General features: G+C 62.5%; 15 protein-coding genes. 8 read left to right on the top strand and 7 right to left on the bottom strand.

What is annotated here, in order from left to right; translation table 11 throughout:
* Window positions 1-2: 2 nt before the first annotated feature.
* Entirely contained in the window at window positions 3-407 is a 405-nt protein-coding gene (locus tag NC7_RS05755) for a RidA family protein (RefSeq protein ID WP_067979836.1), read from the bottom strand.
* A gap of 30 nt (window positions 408-437) precedes the next feature.
* Here NC7_RS05755 and NC7_RS30370 point away from each other — a divergent pair, with 30 nt between their 5' ends.
* From NC7_RS30370 to NC7_RS28365, 6 genes are all read left to right on the top strand, one after another.
* A complete protein-coding gene (locus tag NC7_RS30370; protein WP_067979834.1) occupies window positions 438-1,001 on the top strand; it encodes a CGNR zinc finger domain-containing protein in 564 nt (187 codons plus the stop codon).
* Window positions 1,002-1,197: 196 nt separating this feature from the next.
* On the top strand, window positions 1,198-1,599 hold the full coding sequence (locus tag NC7_RS05745; RefSeq protein ID WP_067979831.1) for an SseB family protein: 402 nt from the start codon (window positions 1,198-1,200) through the stop codon (window positions 1,597-1,599).
* Window positions 1,599-2,219: a hypothetical protein gene (locus NC7_RS05740; protein ID WP_067979828.1), complete on the top strand. Its 621-nt coding sequence runs from the start codon at window positions 1,599-1,601 to the stop codon at window positions 2,217-2,219. Before NC7_RS05745 ends, NC7_RS05740 begins: the two co-directional genes overlap by 1 nt.
* A gap of 2 nt (window positions 2,220-2,221) precedes the next feature.
* On the top strand, window positions 2,222-7,519 hold the full coding sequence (locus NC7_RS05735; protein WP_067979825.1) for a putative T7SS-secreted protein: 5,298 nt from the start codon (window positions 2,222-2,224) through the stop codon (window positions 7,517-7,519).
* A gap of 3 nt (window positions 7,520-7,522) precedes the next feature.
* Entirely contained in the window at window positions 7,523-8,026 is a 504-nt protein-coding gene (locus NC7_RS28945; protein WP_157101856.1) for a hypothetical protein, read from the top strand.
* A 191-nt stretch (window positions 8,027-8,217) separates the two neighbouring features.
* Window positions 8,218-9,040 (top strand): IS5 family transposase gene (locus NC7_RS28365; RefSeq protein WP_201449839.1). Its coding sequence is split into 2 segments (ribosomal slippage): window positions 8,218-8,565 and window positions 8,567-9,040, totalling 822 coding nucleotides; the frame shifts between segments, so codons are not numbered across the junction.
* A 487-nt stretch (window positions 9,041-9,527) separates the two neighbouring features.
* On the opposite strand, the gene NC7_RS28360 is transcribed toward NC7_RS28365, so the two are convergent.
* Window positions 9,528-10,130, bottom strand: a complete 603-nt coding sequence (locus tag NC7_RS28360) for a DUF4291 domain-containing protein (protein ID WP_084458013.1) — start codon at window positions 10,128-10,130, stop codon at window positions 9,528-9,530.
* Window positions 10,131-10,408: 278 nt separating this feature from the next.
* Here NC7_RS28360 and NC7_RS30480 point away from each other — a divergent pair, with 278 nt between their 5' ends.
* Entirely contained in the window at window positions 10,409-10,912 is a 504-nt protein-coding gene (locus tag NC7_RS30480; RefSeq protein ID WP_373861226.1) for a helix-turn-helix domain-containing protein, read from the top strand.
* Here NC7_RS30480 and NC7_RS05720 read toward each other — a convergent pair.
* The 3 genes from NC7_RS05720 to NC7_RS05710 form a co-directional block, all read right to left on the bottom strand.
* A complete protein-coding gene (locus NC7_RS05720) occupies window positions 10,794-11,249 on the bottom strand; it encodes a PIN-like domain-containing protein (protein WP_159372828.1) in 456 nt (151 codons plus the stop codon). The genes NC7_RS30480 and NC7_RS05720 overlap by 119 nt on opposite strands.
* Window positions 11,170-11,826: a DUF433 domain-containing protein gene (locus tag NC7_RS05715; protein WP_067979934.1), complete on the bottom strand. Its 657-nt coding sequence runs from the start codon at window positions 11,824-11,826 to the stop codon at window positions 11,170-11,172. The genes NC7_RS05720 and NC7_RS05715 overlap by 80 nt, the downstream gene beginning before the upstream one ends.
* 108 nt (window positions 11,827-11,934) lie before the next feature.
* The gene (locus tag NC7_RS05710; protein ID WP_236573100.1) at window positions 11,935-12,942 is read right to left on the bottom strand and encodes an NAD(P)-dependent alcohol dehydrogenase; all 1,008 of its coding nucleotides are present in this window, start codon (window positions 12,940-12,942) and stop codon (window positions 11,935-11,937) included.
* Window positions 12,943-13,026: 84 nt separating this feature from the next.
* On the opposite strand from NC7_RS05710, the gene NC7_RS05705 reads away from it, so the two are divergent.
* Window positions 13,027-13,668, top strand: a complete 642-nt coding sequence (locus NC7_RS05705; protein ID WP_236573103.1) for a TetR/AcrR family transcriptional regulator C-terminal domain-containing protein — start codon at window positions 13,027-13,029, stop codon at window positions 13,666-13,668.
* Between the two features lie 28 nt (window positions 13,669-13,696).
* Here the strand turns inward: NC7_RS05705 and NC7_RS05700 are convergent, their stop codons facing one another.
* On the bottom strand, window positions 13,697-14,269 hold the full coding sequence (locus NC7_RS05700; RefSeq protein WP_067979923.1) for a Uma2 family endonuclease: 573 nt from the start codon (window positions 14,267-14,269) through the stop codon (window positions 13,697-13,699).
* Between the two features lie 6 nt (window positions 14,270-14,275).
* Window positions 14,276-14,674, bottom strand: coding sequence for a hypothetical protein (locus NC7_RS05695; RefSeq protein WP_067979815.1), 399 nt, complete (start codon window positions 14,672-14,674; stop codon window positions 14,276-14,278).
* Window positions 14,675-14,861 lie beyond the last annotated feature (187 nt).

Here is a 14,861-nt window from a genome sequence, read left to right as displayed (position 1 = left end):
GCTCAGTTGGCAACAACGGCGGCCACCGCTTCGATCTCGACGAGCGCGCCCTCGACGGCCAGGTTCGAGACGAAAGCGGCGGTGATCGCGGGCGGGTTCGGCAGGTACCCCCACTCGGCACCGAAGGCGGCGAAACCCTCCTGCAGGCTGACCCCCTCTTTGATGAGCAGCGTCCACTTGACCACGTCGGACGGCTCCGCACCCGCGGCGGCCAGGCACGCCCGCAGGTTCACCAGCGACTGACGCACCTGCGCGGCCAGGTCGGGTCCGACCACGCGACCGCTGGCGTCGACGCCGTTCTGACCACCCACATAGACCAGGTCGGCGCCAGCCGGGACGCGCACCACCTGCGAGAACGCCGGGTTGGAGTGCAGGGATTCGGGATTGATGTAAGTCGCGATTGCCATGCCGCCACCGTAACTGGTTAAACTGGTGTCATGCAAGACCGAAAATCACTCCCACCCGCCGTGCGTCGCCGCTTCCAGACCGGGCGCCCGTGCCTCGACTTGGCGCACACCGGCGGCGAAGACGAGTTCGCGGTCTGGGAGATCGTCCACACCCCCGCTGATCTGGGGCACTGGCTCGGCGTGATCCTCGACATCCCCGAGATCGCCACCGACCCCGCCGACCTGCCCACCTTCCGAACCCTGCGCGCCGCACTCGACCGCACCGCCCGAGGCGCCGCCGAATCGAACCCACCACACCCCACCGACATCGACACCATCAACACCATCGCCCGCACCCCACCCCTGATCCCCCACCTGACACCCGACGCCTCGCTCACCTACCCCGCCCCCACCGCCCAGGCCGCCCTGTCCACCCTCGCCCGCGACGCGATCGACCTCTTCGCCAGCCCCCTGGCCACCCGAATCCGAGTCTGCGCCTCCGACAACTGTGCCCTACTGTTCGTCGACGCCTCCCGCCCAGGCCGCCGCCGCTGGTGCTCCATGGACCGCTGCGGCAACCTCACCAAGGTCCGCAAATACCGCACCACCGACTGACCCGCCCGAGTCGGCCCGCCGAGTCCGTACGCGCGGGCCGGATTGTCACCACCCGGACAGCGCCCGAACGGAGCCCCAGCCCTCGGAGCGGTGGGATTCGCCCAACAACGTCAGTGACCTCACACACGGTGGAGGTGCCGCCATTCGTTCGCTACCGTAGGTGCCTGATTTGTCCGAGGGGAGATCGGGAGCGGACATGACGATGATCGAGGTCGATTCAGCGCGCCTGCGTTCTGAAATCGCCGCCTTCTACGCCGGTTTCGGTGTGCAGAACGAATTGACGGCAGCGTTCGACGAGTCGACGCTTTTGGTGCCACTATCGGGTCCCGAAGACCGGGTGTACACGCTGGAGTCCGGTGGGGTTGCCTGGTTGTGCGCCTTCACCGGTGTGCGGGAGTACGCGCAGTTCATGCATGCCCGCAGGGTGGTCGCGGATCAGGAGTACCGGTTCCACACCTTCCTCGGCCGCCGCTTGCGTGAATTCGCCGAGAGGCAGCAGCAGCCGGTCGGAGTGGCAGTAGACATGTCGGGCACGGCGCCGATGGTGTTCCCGCCAGCCGTGTCGGAGGAACCATCTGCCGATACCGGGCGTCTCTGATGACAGAGTTGAAGGTCGACCCGGCGCTGCTGACCCAAGCCGCGAACGGGATCAATACCATCATCAGCGAACTCAAAGAATTCGGCATCGAGGAGACCGCTGCGACTGGTCGGGGGTTCGCAGAGCTGACGATGTCGGCAATGGAGGCAGGTAGAGCGAATGTGCAGACCTCCTTCGAAAAGTTCGCCGAGCGCTGGTCATGGGGGGTGCGGGCGTTGGTTCAGTCAGGGAACGCGATCGCCGAAATTCTCGACTTGTCCGCAGGCCGCTATCACCTGATCGATGACCAGATCTCCACCTCCTTCAAGCAAATGTTCACCCACCTCGCGGGTAATCCGCATCTGACCAAAGCGGATATCGAAGCGATGGACTGGGGCGAGGTCTTGTCGAACAACACCTGGAATCTCGCGACCCAAGCCGACTACAGCGCGGATTCTTTCGGCAAGGCGTTCTCACACATGGGTGACAACCTGTCGACGTTGGGGCAGGTCGGCGAGTATGTGGTGTCCGGCGACACACCTGATCAGAGCGGTTTGGGCAGCATGTTCCTGCCGGACACCGGGGTCGCGGCCAAGGTCGCGGAAATTCAGCAAGCCAAGCAAGCCGCCGGGGGGCAGTGACAATGGGTATCGGCGATTTCATCAATGATCTCGGTGACTCGATCGAAGAGGGTCTCGAGTCCGCGACCGAAAAGGTCGGTCAGGCCTACAACTCTGCCTTGGACACCTGGTCTGGCGCCGCGAAAGCTGTTGGTGCCGACGGGTTGTCGGAATGGCTCGACGACGCGGGCGACAAGATCGTCGACGCGACCGGCGGTGCGGTACCAGAGAAGGAACTCGGAGACACCACCGATCCGAAAGAGCTGATCCGCGGCGAGCCGACGAAGATCAGAGAGGTCGCCGAACAACTCGGTCAGATCGGAACGGCGATCGATCAGACCGGTGATGCCCTCCGCAAGATCGATGTGTCCGACTGGTCGGGTGAAGCATCCACAGCGTTCCACGAAGAGTTCGACAAGCAGCCGAAATTGTGGTGGGACGGCGCCGACGCCATGGCCAAAGCGAAGGGAGCGCTGGATGCCTGGGTGCACGAAGTCGAAGCCGCGCAAACCAAAGCAGCAGAGGCGATAGCGAAATGGCAGGCTGCCGACACCGAGGAACGTGATCGAAAGAACGAGTGGAACGCCAAGTCCGACCAAGAACGCGACGGCAAGAGCCTGCCCGACACGTGGACCGCGATGCGCGACGAGGCGCGGTCCATCCTCAACGGCGCGCGCACCCAGCGGGACAATGCGGCGAACACCGCTGTGACAGCCATCGACGCTGCCACGGAGACCGCGCCGGAGGAACCACCGTTCCTGTCGCGATGGGGAAGCAACTTCGAAGATCTCGGCGCGGCACTCGAACACGGTCAGGCGAACATCACGACCGGTCTGCTGACCTCGCTGACCGGCCTGGTGCAATTCGTGCGGTCGATTACGCCGTTCGACCTGTACAACGCGACCCACCCCGCCGAATACATGTCGAAGATGTCGGACATGAGCACGGGGATGATCCTCGCGACCGCAGACCCGAAAGCGACTGCCTCCGCGATGCTCGCCGGGTTCAAGGCGAACCCGACCGAGGCGTTGGGCGCTCTCACCGGCGACGCCCTGACAACCCTCGCGACGGGTGGCGCTGGTGGCGCCGCGAAGCTGACCACCAGCGCCGTGAACCGGGTGACCGATGTGGCCGACGCGGGCAACACCGCCCGCAACGTCCTCGAGAACGCGGCCGGGGCAGGCGGGCGCAACGCACCCGAAGCGCCATCCGCACCCGCACAGTCGGTCGCCAATCCGGCCGACAATCCGTCCGCACCGGCAACGAATCCCGCGGGCACGTCTCCCGACGCGCCGCCGACCAACCCGGCCGCGCAAGCGGGCGATCCGGCTCCCACCAACCCCGACGGACAATCGGGCGCGCCCGCCGAGACGAATCCCGCTGGACAAACAGGCGACGCCGCGAACCCCGCCGACAACGATGCGCCCAACGAACAACCTGCCGCGAACCCGAACAACGCCGACGAGCCGCCCGCCAGCCAATCGAAGCCGGATACGGACGAATCGTCACCGAACGACACCACGCCGGACGGACATGACGACACCCCGCCCAAGCAGGAGGGCGCACCGTCCCCCGACGCCGACGATCCCGCTTCGGTCAATAACGGTGGCCACGACGGTGACTCGTCCCACCCGACCGAACCGGGTGGTCAAGACAACTCGAACAACAACGCCGATCCTCACGTTCGTTCCGAGGTAGACACCGGCGGGGATGGCAAACCCAGTGTCGGTGAAGAGGCCGACAACGGTGGTCCCGCCAGTAACAGCACCGACGAACAAACACCAAAGGTCGGTGACCCGGTCAACCCCGCGACCGGCGAGTTTCTACTTCCGCTCACCGATCTCGACCTTCCCGGCGTCCTTCGGTTGGTCCTGAAGCGCGCCCACCATTCCAACTATCGTTTCGGGCGCTGGTTCGGCCCTTCTTGGTCGGCCACCTTGGATATGCGAGTAGTTGTCGAAGAGCACTGCGTCACGGTAGTTTTCGAAGACGGCATGATGCTGCCCTACCCGCATGCCGAGATCGGCGTCGGTGTCGAGCCGATTACGGGTGGTCAGCGCTGGAAGCTCACCCGCACCGAAACCGGTGGCTACCGGTTGTGGGACCCGGATCGGGAACTGGTGTGGCACTTCGCCCCCGAACCCGCGCTCAACGGAATCGACACGCTTCTCGGCAATTTCGCCATCTCAGCGATCACCGACCGCCATTACAACCGCATCAGATTCCACTACAACAGCAATGGCGACCCGACTGAGGTCACCCATTCCGGTGGCTACCGAGTCCTCCTGAGCACCGGCAACGGTCGAGTCACAACCATCTCCGTGGCGGGCCACACACACGGGACCGAAACTGTTACTGCTGTCCGAGAATTCGGCTACGACAGTGGCGAATTGACGACGGAGATCAACGGCATAGGCGGCACGACCCGTTTCGCCTACGACGAACACCACCGCATGCTGTCCTGGACGGATTCCAACGGCAGCTGGGTGGTCAACACCTACGACGAAGCAGGCCGCGTCATCACCCAGCGCGGCGCCGACGGTGTGTTCAACGCGGATTACGAATACCTCGAACTCGGCGACGGCACGGGTCGTCTCACCCGGCTCACCGACTCCCGTGGCGCTGTCACCGGCTACGGATTCGACAACGACCTACGCCTGCGTGACTTCCACGCCGCCGACGGCGGCCGCCGCCACATCGACTACAACATCGCCCGAAAACCACTGAAGGTCACCGAACCCGACGGCGCGATCACCCGCTACGAATACACCTCTGACGGCGACGTAGCCAAGATCATCCGCCCGGACGGCACCGACATCACCGTCGAGTACGCGTATGCCAACCGTCCCACCGCGATCACCCAGCCGGACAGCACAACCGTGCACCGCGAGTGGGACAAAGCCGGAAACCTCGTCGCCATCACCGATGCCGCAGGCGCTCGCACCGAATACACCCACCATCCCTGCGGTGCGGTCAGCGAAGTCCGCGACCCCGACGGTGCTGTCACCAGGATCGACGTCGACGCGGCAGGCTTGCCTGTCACCATTACCGATCCCTACGGCGCGACTACCGAAATCCGCCGCGACACCTTCGGCCGTCCCGTCGAGGTCACCGACCCGCTGGGCCAGAAGACCCACTACGAATGGACGCCCTCGGGTCGCCCCGCCCGCCGGACCGACCCCGACGGCTTCGCCGAAACCTGGACCTACGACGGCGAGAACAACCTCCTCACCCACACCGACCGCAACGGCGGCGTCACCCGCTACACCTACGGCGGCTTCGACAAGGTCTCCACCCGCACCGACCCCGACGGCTCGACCACCCGCTACCTCTATAACACCGAACGCCAACTCATCGCCGTCATCAACCCACTCGGCCAACGCTGGACCTACGAATACGACCTCGCGGGCCGACTGACCGCCGAAACCGACTACACCGGCGCCACCACCACCTACACCCACACCATCACCGGACGCGTCGCGACAGTCACGCCCGCCACCGGCGTCACCCGCCACCACCGCTACGACATCCTCGGCAACCTCACCTCCATCACCGCCGACACCGGCGAATTCCTCTCCTACACCCACGACCCCGCGGGCCGAGTCCTCACCGCCATCAACGGCACCGACGAAACCGTCACCCACACACTGCGATTCACCTACACCCCCACCGGCCAGGTAGCCACCCAACAACTCGATGACCAACCACCCCTGGTCAACGACTACGACCACCGCGGCCGCCGCATCCGCCGCACCACCCCCACCGGCTCCGTCACCACCTGGCGCCACAACACCCTCGGCCAAGTCACCGCCCTCCACGCCGACGACACCGAAATAACCTTCAACCACGACCCCGCAGGTCGCCTCACCGGCTGGCGCGTAGGCGAAGTCCAAATCGACCGAACCTTCACCCCCACCGGCAACATCGCCACCCAACAGGTCACCGGCTTCCCCGCCCAAGAATTCACCCTCGACTTCGGCGACTTCGGCCCCTCCACCGCAAACCGCCCCGCCCCCTTCACCATCCGCCGCGACGACTACACCTACCGCCCCGACGGCTACCTCACCCACCACACCACCACCCGCCCCAACGAAACCGCCACCCACGCCACCTACACCCTCGACCCCATCGGCCGGGTCAACACCATCACCCGCGACAACACCCTCACCGAAGCCTACGAATACGACCCCCTCTCCAACATCACCGCCAGCCTCCCCACCCCCGACCCCTCCGAACCACCGGCCCCCCAACGAATGGAAGGCCGCGAATACCACAACAACCTCCTCACCCGAGACGGCCGCAACCACTACTACTACGACCCCGCAGGCCGCCTCATCCGCAAAGTAACCACCCGAATCTCCCGAAAACCCGCCATCTGGCACTACCGCTACAACGCCTTCGACCAGCTGACCGACGTCTACACGCCAGATCTTCTCTGGTGGCGCTACTCCTACGATGCAAATGGCCGCCGAGTATCCAAGGAGCGGGTACATAGAGACGGCACAGAGCTCGAATCACGCTCCTTCACATGGGACGGCTCGAATCTTGCCGAGGAATTGTTCAGATCCGAACAAGTCCGTTGGCAATATCTGCCGCAGTCCTTCATACCGATTACTCAACAAAAGTCGACAAACCCTTCACCAGCAGCAATCGTTTCACTCCCGAATGGCGCACCCGGTGCACTCATAGAATGCCATTCTGGATCGGCAACTTCGCCCAGGAAAGACAGCCTGTGGGGCCACTCCGACTGGCAGACATCTTGTTCAATAGCCTTGCGGCTCCCCGGCCAATATTTCGATAGCGAATCGGGGCTGCATCATAGTATGCATCGAATATACGACCCGGGAACGGGTCGATTCCTCACCCCCGATCCAGTTGGGTTGTCACCGAATAGCAATAACTACACTTATCCTTCGAATCCGACTCGATGGTCCGACCCGCTGGGTCTGATGCCCGACTCCTGCACCGGCACAGTTTGGGACTCCATCAAACCCACCCAACCGAATTACCCCGGAAGTGAGTTGCCCAGATCGTTTGAGATGGACGCAGATGGTACACCGGTCTGGGTGAATGGGAATGCAACTGAACACATGGCTGAGTACCTCAGAGCAATCGCTGAGCGTGGCGCCACGCGGGCTGACGTCGATCTTGCTACCCAGGGCCAACTGTCCAGTCTTCGTGCCGCCATAACCGAGGCTACACGTGACGGCGTGCCGTTCGATAGAATGTTGACCTCAGGCGGTTGGGAACTCAAATTCGGTCAACCACGTTTCGAGGGAGGGCTGCCGGTTGTATTCCACGCACTTTTCAAAGGAGGCTGAGAAATGATCACCGTAGAAGGTCGAGCGACATGCAGAATGGCATTCGACTATTCCGACGAATGGATCCCAGTAAAAGTGACATGGGACATCGAACAGCCCAGAAACCTATGCTATCTACGAATATCCGGAAAGAATGGCGGCGAGTTAGAGATGAAAGTTGATTCTTCCACTGGCGCGATATATCAATTTATTGCACTCGAACTTCCTACCACAGAAGCGACGATGACAGACAAAGGAGCAAAGTCCCGCATAGATACTGCTCCTATTATCGATTTAAGCCCATGGGGGGAGCAATCCCCCTTCCCTGGGTCGATGCAGCCGAAGTACGTAACAGCCGATATCGGTATAATAAAAACAGACAAGTCCACTATTGTGGCTGTTCAGAATTCCGAAGTTTATGAATGGCTTATATGCGGCCCGGTTTTCGTTGGAGTTTCCGAGGCCGGGGCCCTGGTTGCAATTGGACTGCACCCGCACAGCGAGAGCCTTCTCCACCGAGCGAGGTGATCCTGCAACGGCGCGATGGTTGCGTCCAATAGCGTGATGTACGACCGGGCATCAGCAACCAGCTGGCGTGTCATAGCCCGCAAGCGAGAGGTCACCGCGTGATCCTTCTAGAGACCGTCCAAAGTCACTAAGACCGTGTCTCACGACGTGAGTTTCGTGATGTGATCGATTGTGCCGCATAATCGTTGGCCGTGACCGACGCCTTGTCGAGGCGGCTGGTGCCCGACGAGTTGTGGGCGCTGGTGGAGCCTCTGCTGCCGAAGTTCTCTGTCCGTCGTCAAGGTGGTGGTACCGCTCCCACCGATGAACGGGCGGTGTTCACTGCCGTCGTGTACGTGCTGACCAGCGGTTGCGCCTGGCGGATGCTGCCATCGTCGCTCGGTGTCACGGCGCCGACCGCGCACCGTGGATTCACCGCTTGGACCGAGGCGGGGCTATGGCGGCAGCTACAGATGGCCGTGCTCGACGAGCTCGGCAGCCAAGGATTGCTCGACTGGTCGCGCGTCGTGGTCGACGGTGCGTCGGTACGAGCAAAGAGGGGGCCCGATGACCGGCCCGAATCCGGTCGATCGCGGTAGATCCGGCTCCAAGATCCATGTCCTGTCCGACCGTCACGGCATTCCGATCACCGTGGCAGTCTCGGCCGCCAACACTCCCGATGCCGATGCGCTGGGTCCGCTCGTGCGGGCGATCCCAGCGGTTCGGTCGCGCCGCGGACCGCGGCGCCGGAGTCCGGGAAAGCTGCACGCGGACAAGGCCTACGACCACCACGAACTGCGCCGATGGGTTGCCGAGTGTGGCATCGGAGTTCGGATCGCCCGCAAGAGTGTCGAGTCCTCCGAACGCCTCGGTCGACACCGCTGGATGATCGAGCGAACGATGTCGTGGCTGACCGGTTATCACCGGCTCTCGATTCGCGACGACCGCAAGGACACTCACTTCTGCGCCTTCCTCACACTGGCCGGCGCACTCACCGGGTACAAGAAGCTCACGAAGGCCCGATCAACCGCATGAGACACGGTCTAAATAGATTCTTCTTGAAGGTACTCCAGGTACTCACTTTCGGAATCTGTGAGTGCATTTTAACACTTTGAGTGCGAACAAATCGTTCGCTCGGAGATGGTCAGAATCGTCCAGCTCAGACAGTGCGTGCAATTGGCAGCAGTCTGGTTTCTCTGATCGTCAAGGTATCCTCCGTCTACGGTTCGAAAGGTCTCAATCGCCTACAACCCCGCTCCGGGATACTCGCTTGGCGCGCAACTACGGTCTATTATCAGTTCCGAATTCCAGACATCGGACGGCACTGCTTCGGCAGTTTCGCAAGGACGGCGCTCATCCTTGTGGTGCGAGGAGTGCGTCGACGCACCCGATTTTCAACGCACGTCCATCGTTTTGCTCCTCGGTTTCAGGCCCACGCGCTCATACCGTGGGGCGCGCCCACAACTGGGTGCATCGCGCACAGATAGGGCTTTAGCAACCATATTCGACCGCATGGACGTCTTCATGCAGAATCAGCCTCTGAACCGATTCGGACGGCAATTTCGTCCGGGACTGGGTACCGACGCTCCACGGGCAACAATTTATTCGCCATATCCACACGCCCTTCAGTGATAAGATCTCTAATTTCCTTGGCACGATCTGTTTGATTTGAAATCGCGACAATCCAGTGATTGCAGTAGAGGTGGACCGCCTCGCCAGACAGGCCTACTTGCAGCGAACGGCGTGACAACCTATTAAGGCTTATGTCACGTTCCGGGTCCCATTGAATCCTCACCGGCTCACATAGCGACGATTTCCAGTGTTCCTTGTTGTTGTGGATCTTGGCCTCATAATGCGAGAGGGCTGACCTGCTCAGTGCCCACTCGAAACCGGTTCGAGTTATTTCAATAGCAAGTATGCATTCTTGTCCCGGTTTACTGGCCCAGCCGGATCTATACATCATCCATAGGAACGACGGCTTGATCCATGTCATTCGATCGTACTTAAACCCCGAACCGAACTTCCCGGTCTCCGCAGCTGGTAGTGCGATCTCCGGCATGAAGGCCTGATACACCGTGATCGTCGTTTCGTTGAAATTGGCGCGCACCTCCCTAAGTTCTTTCATGCACTTACAATAGCAAGCAAACTCAAAGGCGGCCACTTATGCTCCAACGCCATGTAGCGTAAGTGGGTCTCTTTTCGGGATCAGACTTCCGGAATGGGCGGGAGTGGATGGCCTAACGCCAAGCATCTCGGAGATGGCTTGCAAGAAGTTCGAATCAAGCTGTACCCGAACGATATTCGGTTGACCTGTTGGCTCGCCGAGGGGGAAGCGGGTTGCTGACGGCGTTTTCGAAGGACAAAAGTCGGCAGGTGGGCGAGGTGGATCGCGCCAGACTCGCCATGAAGCTGTGCCAGGCGGGCGGCCCCGATCACCATGCCGAACCGTTTGCGACAGGTGGATGTCATATGAGTACTCCACATCGCCGCTGGAAGTTGCGCCGGAACGACACCGATGGGCTCTCGGACGAAATGCGGCGCGCCTACGAGGATGCGCGGCGGGCCTACGAACTGGCCGAAGCAGCGCGCACTCGGCGTCTCGAATTAGGGCTGACCCAGACCGAGGTCGCACGCCATGCGGGTATTCCGCAGCCTTCACTGTCGCGGATCGAGGGTGGCGCTGGAACACCAACGATCGCCCACGTTGAACCGCCTCGCCGAGGCTCTCGAGATGACCTTTGTGGCCCGATTCGAGAAGGCACGGCCTGCCACACCGGCATGAAGGTGTTCACGGCCAGGTCCGGCGAACACCATGCGCTGTCACGGCATACGCAGCTGGGCCACTACGCTCGATGGCGAGATGGATCGCTGAACGAGCACCGTGCACCCGCTCGATCATCGCGCTGATCGTCAGTTGCTGGTTGTCCAGGTAGAACATGACCGCGGTGTGCTTTTCCAGCGGGGCGCGCTCGGCGGCGCGACCTTTGATCCGTCCGTCTTTACAGAGCGGAACCCAGCCTCGGGTCAGACCGAACTCGATCCATTGCTCGTCCGTCGTCTCCTGAGCATCGTTGGGAAAGCGGTCGACGAACCGGTGGATCCGCCATCCCAGTTCGAGCAGCCCAGCGGCGACTCCCTTGCCGAGTCCCCGATCGAGGAAGAATTCAGGCGGCTGCTGGTAGCTCGGCTCGGACGATGGCTTGGACTTCTTGTTCGTCGAGCTCGTATTCCCCCGCGACGACATTGATGGACTCTCCGGCCTTGAAGAGGTCGATGATTGCGCTGACCGGGGCTTTTGTCCGTTCGAGAACCGGGCCACCCCAGTTGAACTGTGGATCTATCACCACGGGCGCGGCCGCGGGAAAGCGCGGTAGGTGCAGGCGGGTGGCGTAACCGGCCTCGCCCCAATCTATGTAGCGCAGATAGTCGCTGATGAACTCGCGCACCGGTATCTGCCGATCGTGCACGCGGGCGAATTCGCCGTCGCTGTATTCGACGAAGAGGTCGATACCGTCGGTGGCGATGCGTTTACTGGCCAGGGCGTACTCGGTGTCGAACTCTGCTCGCAGCGCCGACACCGCCGCCTGGATGCGGGGCGTACTGAAACGCAGTTCGGTGCGCAGCGCCCGCAGAACGTAGGCCTCGACCATCGCTATGAACGGCACGCTGGCTCGACCACGTCGTTCCGGCTGCACCCGGTGGACCAGGGGGTGGCCGTCGGCGTCCTTCGAGAGCCACGAGTAGACGGTGCTCCTCGGGATCACCAGCTGGCGCGCCACATCAGCCGGGGTGAACAGTGCATCGGTGAACACATCGACCATCGGCACACCTCCTCGGCCTCGTCTGAGTATGTCACTACGACGATTGATAGCAGATGATCTGCCGACACGCTCAGACGAGCGCGCCGACCGACGGTGAGGACACCGTGGTCATCGGGCAGGCCACCCTGTCAGCAACGTTTTCCCAGAGGCGTGTCCTTCGGCGAAAAGACTGATCGCGGCTGCGGCCTCCGACAGGGGTAGGCGGCGCTGGATCACGGGGCGCAGGGCTCCGGTGGTCGCTAGTTCGGCCAGGTACCGCAGGTCTGTCGTGGTGGGGCGCATGAGGAGTGGTTTGAGGGTTTGACGGGTGAAGAGGTTGGTGATGAGGACTGAGCCGAGCCAGCGGATCGGGCCGAACCAGTTGCCGCCCGGTGCGCCCGCCGAGGAGATGAAGGTGCCGTTCGGGGTGAGTGCGCGGCGGCAGTCGCGGAGTTTGCGATTGCCCGCGAGGTCGAAAATGACGTCGTAGGTGTCGCCAGTGGTGATGAAATCCGTTGTGGTGTAGTCGATAACGATGTCGGCGCCGATATCGTGCACCATGTCGAGGTGGCGGGTGCCGCACACGGCCGTTACGTGGGCGCCGAGAGCTTTCGCTATCTGCACCGCGAAAGTTCCCACGCCACCGGACGCGCCGTTGATCAGCACTCGGTGCCCCGGCCCGACTTTGCCGATGTCTCGTAGGCCCTGTAGCGCGGTCATGCCCGAATCGGGGATCGCCGCCGCGGTTTCCATCTCCATGTCGTCGGGCACCAGGGCGAACGACTGCACATCCGCCCGGACGAACTCCGCGAACGCACCGCTCGGCACCTCACCGAAAACCCTGTCCCCGAGCTGGAACTCGCTCACCTTGATACCGACGGCGACGACCTCACCGGCAAGGTTCTGGCCGATCATCCGATGCTTCGGCCTCCGTAGGCCGAAGCCGAGGCGAAGCAAGTACGGCGTCCCGTTGAGCAGGTGCAGGTCACCGCTACACAGCGAGGCCGCGCGTACGCGGACGATCACATCCCGTTCGCCGGGCACCGGCCGGGGCACGACTTCGGTGCGCAACACTTCCCCACCGCCATAGCGCGGGGCCACCCATGCCGTCATTCGGGCGGTATCCACCTCGGTCATGAGCACTCTTCCTCTCACACTTACAGCGTAAGTCGCTGACCTCAGACGCTACACTTACGCCGTAAGTAGGTCAAGGAGGAGAACGTGCCGCAACGCACCCCACTGAGCAGGGAACGAATCCTGCGCGTGGCGATCGACCTGGCCGATGCGGAGGGCCTCGACACGCTGTCGATGCGCAAGCTCGCCAAGGCTCTCGGTGTCGAAGCCATGTCGCTGTACAACCATGTCGCCCACAAGGAGGACATCCTCGACGGGCTCATCGACCTGGTCGTCGCGGAGATCTACGTGCCGGAAGCGGGTGGCGACTGGCAGGAAGAACTACGCCGCCGCGCCGTTTCTGCCCACGAGGTGCTGCTCCGGCACCGCTGGGCCACCGGACTGCTCGGCTCCCGCGTGAATGTCGGCCCCGCGATGCTGCGGTATGTCGAGGCGACTCTCGCCTGTCTGATCGCCGCGGGTTTCACCTACGAACAAGCCGACCGCGCCTGGAACGCCCTCGACAGCCACATCTACGGCTTCACCCTCCAGGCCGTCAACTTCCCTCTAGCCCCCTCCGAATACGCTTCGGCCGCCGAGCAATTCCTTCCGCTCATCCCCACCGAAACCCATCCGCACATGCACACACTCGCCTCCCTAGTGATCACCGGAACCCACACCGGTGCAGCCGATTTCACCTTCGGCTTGAGTCTGCTCCTCGCCGGACTGGCCGACCTGCTCCAACGCTGACGCTCGCCGGGTGGCGACGTCAGATTCGTCAACGCGGCAGCAAGACGCCCGGATCGAACGTGACCTCGAAGGGCGTACGCAAGGCCACCGGGACTCCTGCGGATGCGCGGTGAGTGAGCATGTATTCACCGTCGGCACCGAGCGAATATGCGAACAACACCGGCAACTGTTCGTCCGCCAGGCGGCTCCTGAACGAGTTGATCTCGAAACGCCAGTACGTGGGAATGCCAGCCTGCGCGTACAACACCGGCTTCACCATCCGATCCTGCAACGTCGTCGACCTCGACACGACTTCGACGGCGAGTTCGACCTGTCCCACCGGCACACCACGCCCATGCCAATCGATCGATCCCTCGACCACCATCAGATCGGGTATCGGCTCGTCGTCACCGATGAGCACGCCGACACCGTCCAACACCAACCGGTCGGCGGGGACAGCTGCGTAGAGCACCTGAGTGAGCCGCTTGATCAACCATTGATGCACCGGCTTCGGGGCGACAGTCACGACGAGCTGGCCGTTCAGCACCTCGTAGCGCGAACCGTCATCGGGCAACTGCTCGAGGTCGACGGCGGTCCAATGATCGGAGCGCGGTACGGGCATCGCCACCTACTTCGCGAGTTGGCCGATCCGCTGGCGGGCGACATTGAGCAGCGTTGCGACGTCGACATCGGGGACATCTTCGCGGCGCAGTTCTCGCACGAGTGAGCGCTGCTCCTCGTTCAATTCGTCGGTGAGACGTTCGATTTCCGATCGGAGATCGGAAATATGCTGAACTCGTCCACTGACATCACGCGCATCGCCGAAATCGTCGACGATCAGCTTCGTTTCGACATGGGACAGTGGGACATCCAACTTGGCAGCGATGATGGTGCGCGCTTCGTATCCCACATCCGTGAGATGCCTCGCCTGTCCACACGGATCGTCGCCGTAGACGTCGGGCACGGCGATCTCCCACCACCGCCCGACGCGACTCGCGTGTACCTCGTAGGTGATCGGTGTGCTCATGATTCGTCCTCCTTCGGGCAATCGCACGCCGCGACCACTTTGTTGATGGTCCGAACCACCCCTGGCGAGATGGTCCGGTGCCCATCGGGAACGCTCACGTCGTGCTTGCCTGAACGGCAGCCATAGATCGAGTGACTACCAGCTCCATCGCGAAGCTTCGACCAGCCCTCCTTCTTCAGGGCTTGCA

The sequence above is a fragment of the Nocardia caishijiensis NBRC 108228 genome (assembly GCF_001612825.1).
Classification (GTDB): Bacteria; Actinomycetota; Actinomycetes; order Mycobacteriales; family Mycobacteriaceae; genus Nocardia; species Nocardia caishijiensis.
The sequence above is the reverse complement of the archived record's forward strand: the minus strand, read 5'-3'. Positions and strand labels throughout refer to the sequence as shown.